Raw genomic sequence first — 17,188 nt, forward strand, 5'->3', positions numbered from 1 at the left:
CTGGGCTGTAATGCTGATTTTAGCAGCAAATACTCCCCATGAAACAAAAAGCCCTTGTCAGATTACTGCTGTTGTTGATGATACAGCAACTATCACAATTTGTAACTGCACAAAACGTGGGCATTGGCACCAATGCACCTACTGCTTATGGCCATGGCGGTACCAATCGCCTGTTGGAAATTTATAACAACAATACAGGGACGAACTCCCAGTCGCATATCATCCTTTCCACAGGAGCTGTTACCGAAGGTTCTATTGGAACCCTAAGCTGGACATCGCCGGCTTTGCAAACAGGTGAAAAGCGATTGGCGCTGGTAGGCGCAGGTTACGAAAGTGGTGCCACCGCCAGTACAGCTGGCTCAGGCCTGTTTTTCTACACCAGGTCATCAGCAACCAACCAGCTTAGGGAAAGCCTGCGCATCAGCGGCGAAGGCAATGTGGGTATTGGCAATTCAACCCCATGGGCACCATTGCAGTTTTCCAATTCTATTGTCAACCGGAAAATAGTACTGTACCAAACCGCCAATAACGATCATCAATACTATGGCTTCGGTATCAACGGTGGTACGCTCCGGTACCAGACGGATGCTAGTTTTGCCGACCACGTATTCTTTTCGGCAGTCAATGGCAGCTCTTCCAAAGAATTGATGCGCATTAAAGGCAACGGCAATGTAGGCATCGGCTATTCAAACCCGGCAGCGCCTTTGAGTTTTGGCCCTACGCTGGGAAAAAAAATAGTGTTGTATCCCGGTTCTTTGGGCGATGCAGGCTTTGGTATGTCGGGCAACCGCCTGCAAATTTTCAGCGACAACTCCAATGCAGATGTGGCCATCGGCTACGACGCAGCAGGTACGTTTAATGAACGTTTTTCGATAAAACCCAATGGGGCGCTGGCCCTTACCGGCAACCAGGGCGCCAACGGTGAAGTGGTGACCAGTGGAGGGGCAGGGCCTGCCTATTATAGCCGGCCAGGATACTATTACCAGGCTCAACAGTCTGGCAATTCTGTGTCTGCCAATGAAAACGGACCTTCTGTGGATGTGCCCGGGTTAACAGCAGCCATCAATCTGGCTACGCCGGCCCGGGTTGTCTTTCATCTCTCAGGAAATTATTGGGGCAATTATTGTCTTGCCTGCGAAAACCCCAGCGCTACCATGCTGTTGTACCGCAATATTGTAGGAGGAACAGAATTGGTTCGGTCTGCTTATTCTGGCGGTCTGGGGTATGCCTGGCGATCTGGGGTATTGGCCAGTGGTCCAATCGTGGTGGATTACCCGGCAGGAAGCCATACCTTCAAAGTAATGTTCAACAACTCTGGCTATACCGATGTGCTCTACCTGGGAAACGCCTTTCTTACCTGGCAGATATTTCACAATTAATCATTCTTCAGCAGCGTTGCACAACTGGGCTGTATTGGCACAATTGTGAAGCAACAGGTCATAAACGAAGAAGCCATCACGCCACTAGCTGATTTCGTTTGCTGTTCAGTCGGAGTTTTTTTGGTAAAAAAACAGGGCACCGGTAGCTGGAATACCGGGCCCCGTCACTGCTATTCGGATCCCTTTCTAGGTGGGTAATAGCCTGTAGGAGTAAGATAAGCGGCCAGGTATACAAAAAAAGGCGACCGCTTACAGACGGCATAAAATTAGGTGGCAGCCACCACGATGTGGCATGTTTGGGATTATTTTTTTGGGCGTTTAACCATTGATTAGCAACTATTTACACTAAGGGCAGTGGGGGTAATATTGATGATGGTGCTCGTTTGGCACAGCCACACCTGCGTATAGCTGCAGCCATTGTTCAGACTAACGGGCTCACCCTGATCAGCCATACCTGATTCGTTTTTAAATTTCTTTTTGCCGATTGCATTGAGCACCTATATTTGCAGCCCCGAAAGGGGAAAGGATGGTGCGGTAGCTCATCCCGATAGCTATCGGGAGGTAGAGCGAAAAACTGAAAATCCTTGTGTCGATAACAGATACTGAATGGTGCGGTAGCTCAGTCGGTAGAGCAAAGGACTGAAAATCCTTGTGTCGCCGGTTCGATCCCGGCCCACACCACAACAACAAAAAAGACTCGCTGATTAGCGGGTCTTTTTTGTTGTCTGATTTTAATCCTGTCCGGCCCCCTATTCTTCTTCCTTCAACAAGCCATCGCCCAACTGCTGCTTGGCATTGGTACCCATTTTCTTCAGCTTTTCTACACGTCGTACCAAATTGCCCCTGCCTGTGTACAGTTTTGTTTACAAACATTGTCGTGGGCTTGCTGGGCATCCTGTATTTTCTTGCCTACTTCCTGCAAACTCTCGGTAAAGCCCACAAACTTGTCGTACAAATCGCCGGCCTTTTCTGTCTGCAACTGTGCCAGAGATTGCTGGCTGGCTTGTTGCTTCCGAAGCAACAGCAACCGATCAACATCTCCAGTACAAGGGTGATTACTAACAGAGAATAGGCTTGCATCAACCATGGCGCATTGAGTACGCCACAAGTAAACGCATTTTGACGCAAACTATTGGCAGGCCAGTGAAATTTTCATGCCCCAGGATAGTAAAACCAATCCTGTATATTCATTGAAAATGCCCGTTTACCATAGCCATAATACCGCAGCCAGCAGGGCACCCAGTAAGGGGCCCACAACGGGTATCCAGGCATAGGCCCAGTTGCTGCTGCCCTTGGTGCCCATGGGTAGCAGTGCATGCATGATGCGGGGGCCCAAATCCCGGGCAGGGTTGATGGCATAGCCGGTGGGGCCACCGAGGCTCAGGCCAATGGCCAATACCAGCAGCGCTACGGGCAAGGCATCTAACGCCCCCAGGGTGGCAGCAGGTGCAGCAATATACAGCACCGCATACACCAGCACAAATGTGCCCAGCGTTTCGCTCAGCAGGTTGCTGAGCGTATGGGGAATGGCGGGTGCCGTACAAAACACCGCTTGTTTCAATCCTGCATCGTTGCAGGCCAGCAAATGCCGCTGGTACACCGCCCACACCGCCAGTGAGCCGAGCATGGCGCCCAGCATTTGTGCCGACAGATATACCGGCAGCTGCGCCCAGCTGATTTTGCCCAGCACCGCCATGGCCAGCGATACAGCCGGATTAAGATGTGCCCCACTTACCGATGCCGACAGAAACACACCCACAAATACGGCCATGGCCCAGCCAAAGCTGATCACAATCCAGCCGCCACCCTGCCCTTTGGAGTGGGGCAGCAATACATTGGCCACTACGCCATTGCCCAGCAACAGTAGCAGGGCGGTACCAGTAAGTTCTGCAGTAAAAATGCTCATGATGCAATGTTTTCTGATGGATGTGTACCGCGGTCACAGGTAGCGGCAACAATTTTGTATTTATGCAGTTGTCCATGCCAGGGCTGCCATTACAGCTTTCTGCCATTGTCGGCGGTGCTCGTTACAGGTAGCCAAAGGCATGGTAGGCGTAAATGCAGCATCCTGCTGCCAGTATTGTGCCAGTGTTTGTGTGTCTTTCCAAACGCCCACCGCCAGACCTGCCAGATAGGCAGCACCCAGTGCCGTGGTTTCTGTAATGGCCGGGCGTACCACCCGGGTTTGAATCAAGTCTGCCTGAAACTGCATCAGGTATTCATTTACCGTAGCACCGCCATCTACCCGCATTTCCTGCACGGGCATGCCGGCATCGGCTTCCATCGCCGTCAGTACATCCATGGTTTGAAAGGCAATGCTCTCCAGAGCGGCCTTGGCCAAATGCGCATCGGTTGTACCGCGGGTAAGGCCCACAATTATGCCCCTGGCCTGTTGGTTCCAGTAGGGGGCGCCCAGCCCGGTAAAGGCAGGCACCATGTATACACCGGCATTGTCTGCCGCTTGCCGGCTCAGCGCTTCAACGGCAGCCGAATTGGGTATCAGGTGCAGGCCATCGCGGAGCCATTGCACCACGGCGCCGCCAATAAATACACTGCCTTCCAGCGCATACTGCACTTCATCACCAATCTTCCAGGCTACGGTCGTCAGCAAATTGTGCTGCGACAGCACCGGCTGGCTGCCTGTATTCATGAGCATGAAACAGCCCGTGCCGTAGGTATTTTTCACCATGCCCGGCTGCAGGCACATTTGCCCAAACAGCGCCGCCTGCTGATCGCCGGCAATGCCACAAATGGGTATGGCCGCAGCGGCCAGCACCTGCTGCGTATGGCCGTATATTTCGCTGCTGGAGCACACTTCGGGCAGTACACTCGCCGGTATATCAAACAGGCGCAGCAGCTCCTCATCCCACTGCAGGGTATGAATATTGAAGAGCATGGTGCGGCTGGCATTGCTCACATCGGTTACATGTCGCTGTCCGTTGGTGAGCTTCCATACCAGCCAGCTGTCGATGGTGCCAAAGCACAAATCGCCCTGCTGTGCCTTGGCCCTTGCACCGGGCACATGATCGAGCAGCCACTTGAGCTTGGTGGCAGAAAAATAAGCATCAGTCACCAGGCCGGTTTTTTCACGAATCATTTCGGCAGCACCACTTTGCCGCAGGCTGTCGCAGTAGTCGGCGGTGCGACGGTCTTGCCACACAATGGCATGGTGCAGGGGCTGGCCGGTGTGCCGGTCCCACAGCACGGTCGTTTCCCGCTGGTTGGTAATGCCAATGCCCGCAATGTCTTGCAGATTGATACCCGCTTTCAGCACGGCTTCAGTGGCTACCGTCAGTTGGGTGGTCCATATTTCCAAGGCATCATGTTCTACCCAGCCGGGCTGCGGAAAGTATTGGGTAAATTCTTTTTGCGCCACCGACATGATATGGCCTTGCTCATTAAAGAGAATGGCACGGGAGCTGGTAGTGCCCTGGTCGAAAGACAGAATATAACGGGACATGCAAGCAATTTTTTGTTGAGAATAACAGTCTTAGATGTATGCAGTAGTTACACCCGGAGGATGCTACCGATGCATCACTGTCTTACAGTTGTTGAAACAAATCGGGATAGTCGGAAATGATGCCATCTACACCCAAACCTTTCAGGCGGCGGATTTCATTCAGATCGTTCACTGTCCATGGAATGAGGCGCATCTTTTCTTTACGGCAGGTCTCTATCAAGGCAGCATTCACCAAAGAAAAATGCGGACTGAAAATAGTAGGCGTAAACCCAAGTGCAGCAATCAGTTGTGGCAGTGTTTTTGTTTCATTGCTTTCTACCAGCAAAGAAGTAGTAACGCCCGGGTATTGCTGATGCATCACCTGCAGGGCCCGCAGGTCAAACGATTGAATGCAGGTGCGGGCAGTAATGCCCTTGCTGTTGATGACGTTCATGGCCAGTGCCACAAACTCCGCCACCGGAGGATGCTTCTTGCCATCATTCGCCGCCTTCGATTTGATTTCGATATTGTACAGCATCACCCGGCCCTTGGTTTTGGCATAGGCTTCTGCAGAGTCAATCAGCGTGGCCAGCAGTGGTTTGATGGCCGCCAGTTTTTGTTGCTTCGGAAAATCGGGATGTGGCTTCAATCCCACATCGTACTTACGGATGCTGTCGTATGGCATGCTGTACAGCAGGCGGCTGGCAGCAGCCGATTTGCTGAGGTAGCCGCCTTCAGGTGTTGTCGTAATGTTTTCGCTGAAATACGGATCATGTGATACCACTACCTGCCTGTCGGCAGAAATGGCCAAATCCATCTCCAGCGTCGTCACCCCCAAATCGATGGCTTTGCGCATGGCGGCAATGGTATTCTCCGGCATGAGGCCACGGCAGCCCCGGTGGCCCTGTGTTTCGAATGCGGCAGGTACTGCAGGTGCTTGTTTACTGCTGCTGCAAGCCATGCTCGTTACAAATAGTGCTACTAATGCAATGGGTCTCAACATGTGCTTATTTTTCGAGGTACTTGCCTTTTTTCAAAATCTCAGCCCATACTTTGTAGCCGGCGGCAGTCAGGTGCAAGCCGTCGATAGTGTAGGCTTTGTTGAGCTTGTTATCGGCACCCAGGAAGTGCGGATACAAATCGATGAGTGTAATGCCTTCTTCTTTGGCCATTTGCTTCAGCGCTGCATTCACCGCTGCAATATGTTCGTCTTTATTGTAATGATTTTTGAACTGGGTAAACTCATTGTTCACCGGCAGTAAAGTATGTATGTAAATGCGTGTTTTGGGCGAAGCCTGTTTGATGCGCTGTACCATCAGGCGATGGTTCTTCATAATCAAACTGTCGGGAATATTTCTCGAAATATCGTTGATGCCAATGAGGATAAACACTTTGGCAGGCTTGCCTTCCGTTACCTCATCCAGCCGTTCCAATACGCCATACGTAATATCACCCGAAATACCGCGGTTACGTACATCGGTACGGCCCAGCAGCTCCATCCAGTCGGTGCCGGCGGTGATGCTGTTGCCTAAAAAAATGATGTCGGTTGGCGCATTCGGAAAGCTTTTAAACTGCCCCACTTTCAGGGCATAATTGTTGGGGCGGAAAGTGCTGTCCCACTTAGCAGTTTGTGCCTTCGCAGCCATCGCCAGCAGCAGGCAGCCCATCATCATCAAACGTTGTTTCATACGCATCTCAATTGTATTGTCATAGTATAACGCAAATAGATTGACGATTGTCGTCACTACAGCATCTAAGCATTCGGTCTAATCGTTTCCGTGTACTGACGGCCAAAGCGATCGGTAGCTATCACCGTAACTTTTTTTGCAGTAGCAGGTACCACGGCACTAAAGAGGTGTTTGGTTTGGTGAGGCTCTGCAAAGCCACGGGGTTTGGGCAAATCAGGACCCATCATTTTTTTGAAGGCATCCATATCATAGCCTTCAAACTGCGTCAGTGTTCCTTTGCTTTCCCCATCTACCAGATACTCCGTTTTCCAGGCGGGGTCGTGGTTCCAGATATTGGCCACCACCTGTATGGAATCATCTGAATACGGCGTGGTGTACAATTTCATTTGATAGCCGGCCGGCTTGCCAGTAGCCTGATAATGCCAGCTGATGTCCTTGCCTTTCACTTTGTATACCCCATAGCCACAGGGAGTACCATCCTCGCAGATATCACCTGTCCACCAGGCACCGCAAACAGCGCCATGGTTGTGCTCGTACACATTGTCTTTAATGGCATTGACATTGTAATGCATATGGCCCGACATGAGATGTACGGTACGGCCTTCGAGCAATTTGTACAAGGCCTCTTTGTTCTTGGTTCCCTTGTGTACCGGAATATGAACGCACAGCACTACGGGCAAATCTTTTGGCACCAAGGCCAAATCCTTTTCCAGCCAATCGAGCTGATTCTGTTGAAAGAATCCATCGTAGTCACGGTCTTTGCCGAGGTACCGTACGTTGTCCATCACCACATAGTGAATGTCGCCACGGTTGAAGGAATAGTACGTAGGGCCGTATGCCTGCGTAAAGCTGTCGTCGGAAGTGTCATCGCCGCCCTTGCGGTAGTCCATGTCGTGGTTGCCCAGGCATTGAAAAAATGGAATGCCCATTTTGGAAACCGCTTTATCATAATCGTCAAACAAAGGCAGATTATCCCACACAATATCGCCTACGGTAATGCCGTGAATCAAAGTGCCGGCACCCATAGCAGCCACCGTCTTCTTTACATCGGGTACCGATTCCCGCATCATCTTTTCTACATCATCATCATTCTTCACCTGCGGGTCGGCCCAAATGATAAACTGGTGTTCGCTATCATCTTGCTGCAATGGCTGCAGTTCAAACACGATGGGCTCATTGGGTTTGATGTCTTGCAGCAGCCGGTAATGCCGGGCAATACCTTTTTGATGTGTAAATGCATATCCACGTGGAGTAGACACAAACACAGTAGTAGCCTGCGGATGCAGCGAAACAGAAAACTTGCCTTCGCTATCGGTACGCAAGACGCTGTACCCATCACTCACCACTACACCGGCCATGGGCTTGCCATTGGACTGCAGCAATCCGTTTACCGTTACCGGTTCTGTCAGTAGGCCTGCACGGCCGCTGGCATTGCGAAACAACAATAGCCCGCCGGTAAGCCAGGCCAGTTGCTGAAAGAAAGTACGCCTTTGCATAAATTGTCATGAGCAGGCAAGCGGGCACCGGCAGCCATTGCTACCGATGCCATTGTTCACCTTGCTTACTTTTTATAAATCACAAAATCGTCGAAGTTGAGACGGCCATTGTTAGAAGTACCCAAGCCCAGCTTGGCCAGGCGGAATCGAACGTTGCCTGTGTAGTTCACCATCCATACTGCCTGGCGGAATTCTTTATCAGCAGGAGCTGTAATGGTGCTGCCTACAGTTGTCCATGTGGTGCCGCCATTGGTAGAAGCTTCGAGGCGGAACTGCGAACGGGCATCGGTACTATAGCGGCCGTAAAACACGGTTACTTTAGAAGCACCTTCCGTTACGTCGAAGTTCATTTGTACAGTGCCCACAGTGGTCAGGTTTTGCTGCATGCGAATGCACTGCTTACCGGGCTCATTGTAGCGGTCGCTGGCGGCTGTGTTGGCCAAAATGCCTTGCAGCAATGTCCAGCTACCCGTTTTGAGTGTCACCATATTGGTGCCGCTGTTGTAGCTCGATTTGGCGGCTACTTCAGGGCTTTCAAAACTTTCGGGGAAGCCGCTATACATTACACCACTCTGCCACTGCACATCGGCAGCATTGCGGGGCATAATCACTTTTTGGTATTGAAAGTATCATTACCGCTTTCGTTGAGGCGGGCAGCAATACCTGTAAACTGTGCACTCACCGGCATGGGCTCACTGGCATGCGTTGCGGCCGAACGGGTATATACATACACAGCATCGCCGGTTTGATCGGCCACTTGTTTGCTACCAGCCAGTGTTCCGGCAGCGGGGTCTACCGCATCAGCATTCAGCGATACCAGGGTTGATTCGTAATACTCCATGGTGCTGTGCAGCTTGCCCAAGGTTACAGGGCGTACCAATGCGGCTTTGCCCGTAGCTATCACCGTTACCTGAGCGGCAGTAATGCCACTAATGGTAAGGTTGCCACCCACACGGCCCAGTTTACCACCAGATACATTGATGTGCAACGAATCGCCTACAGCATACGCAGGCTCAGTCGTCATGTTGATAACGATGCCACGGGTCATGTCTGTAAAGCTGTTGCTGCTGGCAGCCGTCTGCTGCAATACGAGACTATTGGCCGGCAGGTTTTTGCCGTCTTTATCTGAAATAACAATACCTGAAATCGTCGTGCCTCCGTTAAGGCTGGCGGTATTCAAGGTTACGTCGCTGCCTTTGTACGCCTGGCGTACGTCCAGCAGGGTAATCATTTCGCCTACCTTGCCTTCCGAAGTATTGAAGTCTTCTTTCATACAGGAAGACAAGCCGGCACTCAGCACCAGCATGGTGAGGCTCAGGCGGAAATATGTTTGCATGTTCATCTGCTTCATGTTTTGCGTTGGATTAATTGATGTCCCACCAAACTTTTACCTGCATGTTGTCGCCACCCATATTGGCTACGGCAGCATCATAATTGGTTTTGTTCAGCGATTGTACCGATACAGGATACACCAGCCGGCTGGGCATTTGGCCACCGTTTTGTACACCAGGGCCCATGGGTAATGTTGGGTATCCGGTGCGGCGGTATTCAAACCACGATTGGAAATCGGTAAAGAAGAAGGTGTAATACTTTTGCGTAATTATTTTTTCCAGCTTTTGCGCTGTGGTAGCTGCATCATCCCAAGCCACTGCAGGTTTTGCTAAATGCCCTGCAGGTACTGTTAATCCCCAAAATGTAATGGCGGCATTCACACCGTTTTCATAGTAAGTTTTGGGATTGCCGGTGATGAAACCTTTCAGCGCTGCTTCAGCCAACATGAATTGTACTTCTGCAAAGTTCAGCATATTGCCCAGCAGCGGTTCATTTTTCAATGCAGCCAGATACACCGACTGACGTTCCTGCTGTGTACCTGGTGTGTAGCCACTAGGAATGCCTGCATACACACCGCCACTCACGGTATTGGCCCACTTAGCCAGGCGAGGATCGGTCCAGCTGTTGAGGGTGTTGATGAAGAATTCGGTATAACCATTTTCACCATTGAAATCATAATCCCGCCAGGTGTTGAACGACGATACAAAAGGTGTAACAGTGGTGAAACGAATTACTGCCGATTCATCTACCGATGTCATGATGGGATACTTGGTAGGTGTGGTTTGCAGCATGTCTTTTATTTTCTGCACGGCACCACTTTCCTGTCTGTCAGAGGTACGCAGCAGCAGCCGCAGGTACAGGCTGTTGCCAAACTTGCGCCACTTGGCTATGTCGCCGCCAAACAGCGGGTCACGTTGCATCAGCGCCGTTGGTATGGCATTGTTCAACGCCAGCAAAGTATTCGCTTCTTCCAGCCTTACAAAAAGGCTGTCGTAGATGCTTTTCTGTGCATCAAACTTGGGCATAAATATATTGTCCGTTCTACCACGGTTGGCTTCAGAAAACGGCACGTCGCCATATGTATCCGTTATCATAGAAGCTACCCATGCTTCCATAATGCGGGCCATGGCCATGTAAGAAAAATTGTAGGCCTGGCTGGAAAGCAAACTCAGCTTGGCTGCACTTTCGTATGCATCTCTAAAGTTGGTGAGCTGAGTGTACCAGTTGTTCCACATAAAGTCCGACTCAGAAGGGCGAATGATGTAGCGATGAATTTCATCTGAGTTGTTCACGGTTACATGCACCTGCATCATTTCGTGTACCAGGCGGTGTTCACGAGATTGGTTGGCCTGGCGTACGGCATAAATGGCCGATTCCATGAGCAGCTCCGGTTTGGTTTCCGGCAGTGTATTTGGGTTGGTGTTCACCTTTTTAAAATCTTTGGTGCAACCCGCCAGCAGTACTGCTCCCAATATGCCGGCTGTGAAGTATTGTTTGAATGTTCTCATTGTTCGGTGGTTGAAAGTGGACCAATTAGAATGCTACGGTAAAGGATACGCCCATGGTACGGGTAGAGGGGAATTGCGCAATCTCAAAACCCTGATTGATCTGTCCGTCGTTGAGTGTACCAAATTCAGGATCGAAGCCGGGCCATTTGGTAAACTGGAAGAGGTCGCGGCCATAGATACCAATCACAGCCCGCTGCAGTTTCAGTTTCTCCAGCAGCTTGGCTGGCACAGTATAATCGAGGCGTAACTCACGTAGCTTGATGAAGTCTGTACTGAAGGTGTTGGCTTCTACGTTGTCGCGGTTGAAATGCGCATCGTAGTAGGCCTGAATATTGGTCACCAGCGTGGTGTTCGGCACATACTTTCCGGTAGCAGCATCCAGTTGTACACCATTGCCAATGATACCTGAGTAGCGGCCGGGCAGTGTTTTCTTCAGCTTGCCTTCTTCCATCAGTACGGCATGACTCAGCGAGTAGGCCACCGCACCAAACTGACCATCGAACAAGAAGTTGAGACGCAGGTTTTTGTATTTCAGTTCACTGCCAAAACTACCTTTCCAATCGGGGTTGGTATTGCCGAGGTATTTGATTTCGGTAGTACGCATAGGCAGGCCCTGGCTGTTGTACACAATCTGTCCGTCGGGGCTTCTTTCGTAGCCAATGCCATACATATCACCCATGCGGCCGCCGGGGCGTGCTTCTACCGAACCGCGGTTGGCAGGGCCGGTAGACATCACATACACATCTACACCATCTACCAGTTCTACCACTTTGTTGCGGTTGGCATAGTAAGTGGCAAACACATTCCAGCGCAGGCCTTTTTTGGTTTTGATGATGTCGCCGTTCAGCTGCACTTCAATGCCCTTGTTGGTCACCAAACCGGCGTTGGCAATGGTGGCAGAATAACCAGATGAACGATCAATTGGAACTGCAAAAATTTGGTTACTGGTATTGTTGCGATACACAGCTACATCCAGACCAATCCTGTTTTTGAGGAAACGGACATCCAAACCAAGCTCAACGCTACGGGTCAGCAGGGCTTTCAACTCTGGATTAGCAATGGCTGAAGGGTTGGTAAGCCCTCCCGGAAACAAAGTGGGTGAATATGCAAAAGAGGTAAGGTAAGGTGTAGTACCACCACTACCCACGCCAGCCCATGAACCACGCAGTTTCAAAAATGATACAGGCTTAGGCAACTTCAGCTTTTCTGTAACCACCACACTCAGGTTGGCAGATGAATAAAAGAACGGAGAGTTTTTAGTAGACGTTGGTGTAGCCAGTGTACTGGCCCAGTCTTCCCGTGCCGTCAAATCGAGGAACAGGAAACGGTCGTACGAAAAAGCAGCCAAACCATACAGACTGTTTACCCTGAACTCTGAGCGGTAAGGCAGTGCCACCACCGGGTTTTTACTGTTGGCCAAAGTGTAGTAGCCGGGCAGATTCAGCTGGTCGGCACGAAGATCATCTCTTGAATAGCGGTTGCGCATTTGGCTACCACCGGCAGAAATATTCATGTCGAATTTCTTGCTGAACTTCTTGTTGTAGCGAATGAGGAAGTCGTTATTGATTTCCTGCGTAAAAATGTTTTGCGAACGATACATGCCTTCAGCAAACTTGTTGGTGCCAAATGGCCGTTGCTGCGAACGTGATTCAGAAGCATAATCGATGGCAGAACGCACCATCACACTCAGGTCTTCGCTAAAATTGTAGGTAGCCGATACATTACCAATCATGCCATGCCGGTTCGATTTGTTCAGCATTTCGTTGGCAATGAGGTATGGGTTATCCAACAGGCTGCTGAACGGACGGGTCTGGTTGATGTTTTCCTGACCGGGCACCCAGTAATCTTTAAACCAGTCGATGTTCATGTTGGGCGTAAGGCCGCGAATGAAGTACATGATGCTCTGGTTGTTGTACCCGGTAGAAGGCAGGTTGTCCGACTTTTTGTTGGTATAGTTCACCTTGGCCGCTACCTGCAGCTTCGACGACATTTTATGCGACAGTGATAACGCCACTGTATTTCGGTCGTACCCCGTGTTCGGAATAATCCAGCTGTTTTTGAGGTTGGTCAAAGACAAGCGAATGCTGGTGTTCTGATTGCCGCCATCAATAGTAACGGCGTTGATGAGCGTCTTGCCGGTTTCAAAGAAATTCTTTCGGTTGTCGGCGTAAGGCACCCAGGGGGTTCTGGTGGCACCCTTGGTACGGTTTTCAGGATCGTACTGGTAGTACAGCTGACCGGCAAAACGGGGACCCCAGGCAGAGCTGGTGCTGCGGGTGCTCGGTCCGTCTTCGGTGGCGTTGTACGAGTACCAGGTATGCTGGCCGCTGGCACCCTGACCGTATTCATTCTGGTAATCCATCCAGCGGTTTACCTGATCGATGGCAAAGTTGAAATTGTAGGTAATGCCGAGGCCTTTTTGCTTCGACTTGCCCGACTTGGTGGTGATGATGATGGCACCATTAGCACCACGTGCACCATACAGGGCCGTAGCACCGGGGCCTTTCAGCACCGAAACGCTTTCAATGTCTTCGGCATTGATATCACTAAGGCTGGTACCAAAGTCTACCGGCGATTCTGACTGCAGGTAAGAAGAACTACCCGTGCCGGTTTGCGCACCACTGCTTGCTGCCGATCACCACCCCATCCACTACAATGAGTGCCTGGCTGTTGCCATCCAGTGAGTTTTCACCCCGCAAAATGATTTTGTTGCTACCGGCAGGACCACCGCCTGATTTTACCAGGTTGATACCCGCCACCTTACCGGTCAGCGAGTTGGTCCAGTTGTTGGAGATGGCATCTGTCAGCTCCTCTGTACCCACTTTGGTAACAGAGTAGCCCAGTGCTTTTTCATCCCGCTTAATGCCGAGGGCAGTAACCACCACTGATTCCAGCTGCGAGGTCACAGCTGTCAGCGCAAAGTTGACCACGGTTTGCTGGCCCACGGTTTTCTCCATGGGCTGAAAGCCTACGGCAGTTACCACCAGCGTTTGGTTGGCAGCCGCCTTGATGGAATACGCACCCTTATTGTCGGCTACTACAGCCGTTTTGGTGCCCTTCACCGTAATGGTGGCCTTCTCCACAGGCAGGTTGTCTTCGGCGTTGGTTACCACGCCGGTAATCGTTTTTTGCTGGCCATGCACCGTTACGGTGGTCAGCAAGAGAAAGAAAGCAGCCACGATATGTCGTAGGCTCAGCATTCTTCCGGCAGCAATCTTGAACATGCTCATACGTAAATTGGATTGATAGTTAGGCAAGAGAGGAATGAGTTTCTTTTTTCCAGGTAAGGGCGGTAAATACAACGGCGAGTACACAGGAGGCCAGCAGTACATAAAAGCCGCCATCCCAGCCCCAGGCATCTACTACAAAGCCCATGGCAGCATTGGCAAACACAGCACCACCGAGGTAGCCAAACAGCCCCGTGAGGCCCGCCGCTGTACCGGCTGCTTTTTTGGGTACCAGATCGAGGGCATGTACACCAATCAGCATCACCGGGCCATAAATGAGAAAGCCAATGGCAATGAGGGCAATATTGTCGACCAGCGGATTACCGGCGGGGTTTTGCCAATACACCAGCACAGCTACCAGTACCAGCAACATGTAAATGATGGTAGCTGGTGCCCGGCGACCATTGAACACCTTATCGCTGAGCCAGCCGCAAAGCAGGGTGCCGGGTATACCCGCCCACTCGTACAGAAAGTAAGCCCAGCCAGTTTCGCTCAGCGAAAAACCTTTGGCTTCTTTCAGGTAGGTTGGCGCCCAATCGAGCACCCCGTAGCGTACCAGATAGATGAAAGCATTGGCCAAAGCGATGTACCAGATGAGTTTGTTCACCAGTACATAGTCCATCAATATCTGGCGGGTGCTCAGTTCTTTTTCATGTGTTTCGTTGTAGTCGGCGCTGGCTTCGCCTTTGTACTGCTCAATGGAAGGCAGGCCGCAAGACTGGGGTGTATCCCGTACCAGCCAGTAAGTAATAAGTGCTACTACCAGGGCCACCAAAGCCGGAAAATAGAGCTTGCCCTGCCAGGTGCCAAACACAGTTAGGCCGGCAATGGCAATGGGTGCCATAAGGCCGCCACCCACATTGTGGGCCACGTTCCAGATAGACATTTTGGTACCCCGTTCTTTTACCGAAAACCAGTGTACCATTACCCGGCCGCAGGGTGGCCAGCCCATACCCTGAAACCAGCCGTTGAGAAACAACAGCACAAACATGACCTGAATAGAACCGGTAGCCATGGGCGACAGGCCCATCCATACCATGGTGAGGGCCGATAAAATAAGACCGAGTGACAAAAAAATGCGGGCATTGCTTCTATCGGAAACCGTACCCATGATGAACTTGCTGATACCATACGAAATGGAAATGGCCGACATGACCACACCCAAATCCGATTTGGTAAAGCCCTGCTCTATCAGGTCGGGTACTACCATGGAAAAGTTTTTCCGTACCAGGTAGTAGCCGGCATAACCGATAAAGATGCCCAAAAACACTTTCAGGCGCAGCTGTTTGTATGCCGGGTCTACCTCGGTAGCCGGCAATAGGGACCGGTGCGCAGCCGGCTTCAGGAGTTGTGCAATTTTCATGTTGGCGTTCGCAGTTCGTGTTGGTAGGGTGTGCCGGTAGTGGGGCTGTTGTAAGGTTGTAAGGCGGGTTAGGCCTCTTGTAAAATGTATCGGTTGGCGAGTTGGGTGTACTCAGCTATTTCCTGTTGTACCCATTGCTCGTCTTTGCCCAGCTCTTGCGCCATCAGGCGGGCTACTTCGGGGCAAATGCGGGCACTTTCCCGGGCATCCAGCAGCAGGGCCCTGGTGCGGCGGGAGAGAAAGTCTTCTACTTTGCGGGCCATTTCGTGTTCTACGGCCCACTTAATTTGTGCTTTGTGAATGTGCAGGCGTTCGCTCAGCCACACCTGGCTGCTGCCGTTCATCTGCTGGCGTACAAAAGGTGCATCGCTACCATAGTAATGCAATGGGTCGCTCCAGTTCACCAATTCTGAATATCCGTGTATGTGCAGGTTGGCCGTCACAGGTTTGCGATGTGTCCAACGCAGTTTTTGCTCAATCATGTTCACCATGTCCTCACCCATTTTTCTAAACGTGGTCCACTTGCCGCCCAAAATGGTGAACAGATTAGACGGTGAAAGAATGATTTTATGACTGCGGGAAATCTCTTTTGTTTTTCGATCACCTTGCTTCGGTGCTGCCAATGGCCGCAGGCCGGCAAACACACTCAGCACATCTTCCCGTGAGGGGCGCTTGCTGAGGTAAGCCGCAGCAGTATCGAGGATGAAACGGATTTCTTTTTCCAAAGCCGTTGGCTCCAGCGAAGCTTCTTCAACGGGTGTATCGGTAGTACCTACCACTACTTTATCGTGCCAGGGCACGGCAAAGAGTACCCGGCCATCGCTGGTTTCAGGAATCATCAGCGCATGATCGGAAGGATAAAAAGACTTATCGAGCACCAGGTGCACCCCTTGACTGACGCAGATGCTCTTGGGTGCCTTCTGGTTGTCCATGTGTAAAATGTCGTCTACAAAAACGCCAGTGGCATTAACAACGGCTTTGCCTTTTACTTCGTAAGCTTTTCCCGATTCTTCATCAACCACAGTTACACCGCAGAGCTGGCCTGTGCTGGTTTTGAGCAAGCCGGTAACCTTGGTATAGTTAATGGCGCAGCCACCTTTTTCTACAATGCTTTGCACCAGATTGATGGCCAGGCGGGAGTCGTCGAACTGGCCATCGTGGTACAACACGCCACCCAGCAGTCCATCGGTTTTAATACCGGGCAATGCTTCCATGGTTTTTTTGCGAGACACCGGCACGGAAGAACCGAGACTCAGCTTACCGGCAATCCAATCGTAAAACTTCAGGCCAATGGTGTATTTGAGCTTGTCCCAATAACTATAAATGGGAATGATAAAGGTTTGATTGCGCACCAGGTGAGGTGCGTTTTTGCGCAGCAAACCCCGTTCTACACTGGCTTCCCTTACCAGTTGTACATCGCCTTGTGCCAGGTAGCGTACGCCACCATGCACCAGTTTGGTGCTGCGGCTCGAAGTACCCTTGGCAAAATCGGCCTGCTCCAGCAGCAGGGTTTGATAGCCGCGGCACACTGCATCGAGGGCAATGCCCAAGCCGGTGGCACCACCACCAATCACAATTATATCCCACTCGGCTGCGCTGTTGCTGAGCCGCTCTAGCTGTTGTTGTCGGTCTAACTTATTCATAAGCCTTCGCCTCCGTCTCTTTCGTATACTTTCGTTTTATAGTCAATGGTAATTAAACGAAAGCAATAATAACAACTAATTAATAATCGAAAGATGATTTTCATTAATAAAAA

General features: G+C 51.1%; 15 protein-coding genes and 1 tRNA gene. 2 read left to right on the plus strand and 14 right to left on the minus strand.

From position 1 onward, the window contains the following. Window positions 1–38: 38 nt before the first annotated feature. On the plus strand, window positions 39–1,379 hold the full coding sequence (locus GLV81_RS17475; protein ID WP_157480091.1) for a hypothetical protein: 1,341 nt from the start codon (window positions 39–41) through the stop codon (window positions 1,377–1,379). A 329-nt stretch (window positions 1,380–1,708) separates the two neighbouring features. On the opposite strand, the gene GLV81_RS21475 is transcribed toward GLV81_RS17475, so the two are convergent. Beyond that, on the minus strand, window positions 1,709–1,831 hold the full coding sequence (locus tag GLV81_RS21475; protein WP_281350731.1) for a hypothetical protein: 123 nt from the start codon (window positions 1,829–1,831) through the stop codon (window positions 1,709–1,711). Window positions 1,832–1,987: 156 nt separating this feature from the next. Here GLV81_RS21475 and GLV81_RS17480 point away from each other — a divergent pair. Next, window positions 1,988–2,060 (plus strand) — tRNA-Phe (locus GLV81_RS17480). Window positions 2,061–2,199: 139 nt separating this feature from the next. Here GLV81_RS17480 and rmuC read toward each other — a convergent pair. From rmuC to GLV81_RS17545, 13 genes are all read right to left on the minus strand, one after another. Further along, on the minus strand, window positions 2,200–2,487 hold the full coding sequence (gene rmuC, locus GLV81_RS17485; protein ID WP_157480093.1) for a DNA recombination protein RmuC: 288 nt from the start codon (window positions 2,485–2,487) through the stop codon (window positions 2,200–2,202). A 96-nt stretch (window positions 2,488–2,583) separates the two neighbouring features. Further along, complete coding sequence (locus GLV81_RS17490; protein ID WP_157480095.1) at window positions 2,584–3,285, minus strand: MIP/aquaporin family protein; 702 nt, start codon at window positions 3,283–3,285, stop codon at window positions 2,584–2,586. Window positions 3,286–3,345: 60 nt separating this feature from the next. Then, window positions 3,346–4,839: a glycerol kinase GlpK gene (gene glpK, locus GLV81_RS17495; RefSeq protein ID WP_157480097.1), complete on the minus strand. Its 1,494-nt coding sequence runs from the start codon at window positions 4,837–4,839 to the stop codon at window positions 3,346–3,348. Between the two features lie 82 nt (window positions 4,840–4,921). After that, window positions 4,922–5,821, minus strand: coding sequence for a glycerophosphodiester phosphodiesterase family protein (locus tag GLV81_RS17500; protein ID WP_157480099.1), 900 nt, complete (start codon window positions 5,819–5,821; stop codon window positions 4,922–4,924). A 4-nt stretch (window positions 5,822–5,825) separates the two neighbouring features. Further along, entirely contained in the window at window positions 5,826–6,506 is a 681-nt protein-coding gene (locus tag GLV81_RS17505) for a GDSL-type esterase/lipase family protein (protein WP_246186104.1), read from the minus strand. Window positions 6,507–6,571: 65 nt separating this feature from the next. Then, complete coding sequence (locus GLV81_RS17510) at window positions 6,572–8,002, minus strand: calcineurin-like phosphoesterase C-terminal domain-containing protein (protein WP_157480103.1); 1,431 nt, start codon at window positions 8,000–8,002, stop codon at window positions 6,572–6,574. Window positions 8,003–8,067: 65 nt separating this feature from the next. Continuing rightward, complete coding sequence (locus tag GLV81_RS17515) at window positions 8,068–8,607, minus strand: hypothetical protein (RefSeq protein WP_157480105.1); 540 nt, start codon at window positions 8,605–8,607, stop codon at window positions 8,068–8,070. 2 nt (window positions 8,608–8,609) lie between these two features. After that, window positions 8,610–9,344 carry a DUF5689 domain-containing protein gene (locus GLV81_RS17520; protein ID WP_197428714.1) on the minus strand — a complete coding sequence of 245 codons (735 nt, stop codon included), beginning with the start codon at window positions 9,342–9,344 and terminating at the stop codon, window positions 8,610–8,612. 22 nt (window positions 9,345–9,366) lie between these two features. Further along, window positions 9,367–10,842: a SusD/RagB family nutrient-binding outer membrane lipoprotein gene (locus tag GLV81_RS17525; protein WP_157480109.1), complete on the minus strand. Its 1,476-nt coding sequence runs from the start codon at window positions 10,840–10,842 to the stop codon at window positions 9,367–9,369. A gap of 25 nt (window positions 10,843–10,867) precedes the next feature. Continuing rightward, on the minus strand, window positions 10,868–13,429 hold the full coding sequence (locus GLV81_RS17530) for a SusC/RagA family TonB-linked outer membrane protein (RefSeq protein WP_157480111.1): 2,562 nt from the start codon (window positions 13,427–13,429) through the stop codon (window positions 10,868–10,870). A 10-nt stretch (window positions 13,430–13,439) separates the two neighbouring features. Further along, on the minus strand, window positions 13,440–14,072 hold the full coding sequence (locus GLV81_RS17535; protein WP_197428715.1) for a carboxypeptidase-like regulatory domain-containing protein: 633 nt from the start codon (window positions 14,070–14,072) through the stop codon (window positions 13,440–13,442). 19 nt (window positions 14,073–14,091) lie between these two features. Then, complete coding sequence (glpT, locus tag GLV81_RS17540; protein WP_212995041.1) at window positions 14,092–15,432, minus strand: glycerol-3-phosphate transporter; 1,341 nt, start codon at window positions 15,430–15,432, stop codon at window positions 14,092–14,094. Window positions 15,433–15,500: 68 nt separating this feature from the next. Continuing rightward, on the minus strand, window positions 15,501–17,075 hold the full coding sequence (locus GLV81_RS17545) for a glycerol-3-phosphate dehydrogenase/oxidase (RefSeq protein WP_157480115.1): 1,575 nt from the start codon (window positions 17,073–17,075) through the stop codon (window positions 15,501–15,503). Between the last annotated feature and the right edge of the window lie 113 nt (window positions 17,076–17,188).

It is taken from the genome of Phnomibacter ginsenosidimutans, from assembly GCF_009740285.1.
GTDB lineage: Bacteria > Bacteroidota > Bacteroidia > Chitinophagales > Chitinophagaceae > Phnomibacter > Phnomibacter ginsenosidimutans.

Bases quoted from the DNA above. Each gene is read 5' to 3' on its own strand.
- GLV81_RS17475 (WP_157480091.1), top strand. From the start codon at position 39: ATGAAACAAAAAGCCCTTGTCAGATTACTGCTGTTGTTGATGATACAG.
- GLV81_RS21475 (WP_281350731.1), bottom strand. From the start codon at position 1,831: ATGGCTGATCAGGGTGAGCCCGTTAGTCTGAACAATGGCTGCAGCTAT.
- GLV81_RS17490 (WP_157480095.1), bottom strand. From the start codon at position 3,285: ATGAGCATTTTTACTGCAGAACTTACTGGTACCGCCCTGCTACTGTTG.
- glpK (WP_157480097.1), bottom strand. From the start codon at position 4,839: ATGTCCCGTTATATTCTGTCTTTCGACCAGGGCACTACCAGCTCCCGT.
- GLV81_RS17500 (WP_157480099.1), bottom strand. From the start codon at position 5,821: ATGTTGAGACCCATTGCATTAGTAGCACTATTTGTAACGAGCATGGCT.
- GLV81_RS17505 (WP_246186104.1), bottom strand. From the start codon at position 6,506: ATGAAACAACGTTTGATGATGATGGGCTGCCTGCTGCTGGCGATGGCT.
- GLV81_RS17510 (WP_157480103.1), bottom strand. From the start codon at position 8,002: ATGCAAAGGCGTACTTTCTTTCAGCAACTGGCCTGGCTTACCGGCGGG.
- GLV81_RS17515 (WP_157480105.1), bottom strand. From the start codon at position 8,607: ATGCCCCGCAATGCTGCCGATGTGCAGTGGCAGAGTGGTGTAATGTAT.
- GLV81_RS17520 (WP_197428714.1), bottom strand. From the start codon at position 9,344: ATGAACATGCAAACATATTTCCGCCTGAGCCTCACCATGCTGGTGCTG.
- GLV81_RS17525 (WP_157480109.1), bottom strand. From the start codon at position 10,842: ATGAGAACATTCAAACAATACTTCACAGCCGGCATATTGGGAGCAGTA.
- GLV81_RS17535 (WP_197428715.1), bottom strand. From the start codon at position 14,072: ATGAGCATGTTCAAGATTGCTGCCGGAAGAATGCTGAGCCTACGACAT.
- glpT (WP_212995041.1), bottom strand. From the start codon at position 15,432: ATGAAAATTGCACAACTCCTGAAGCCGGCTGCGCACCGGTCCCTATTG.
- GLV81_RS17545 (WP_157480115.1), bottom strand. From the start codon at position 17,075: ATGAATAAGTTAGACCGACAACAACAGCTAGAGCGGCTCAGCAACAGC.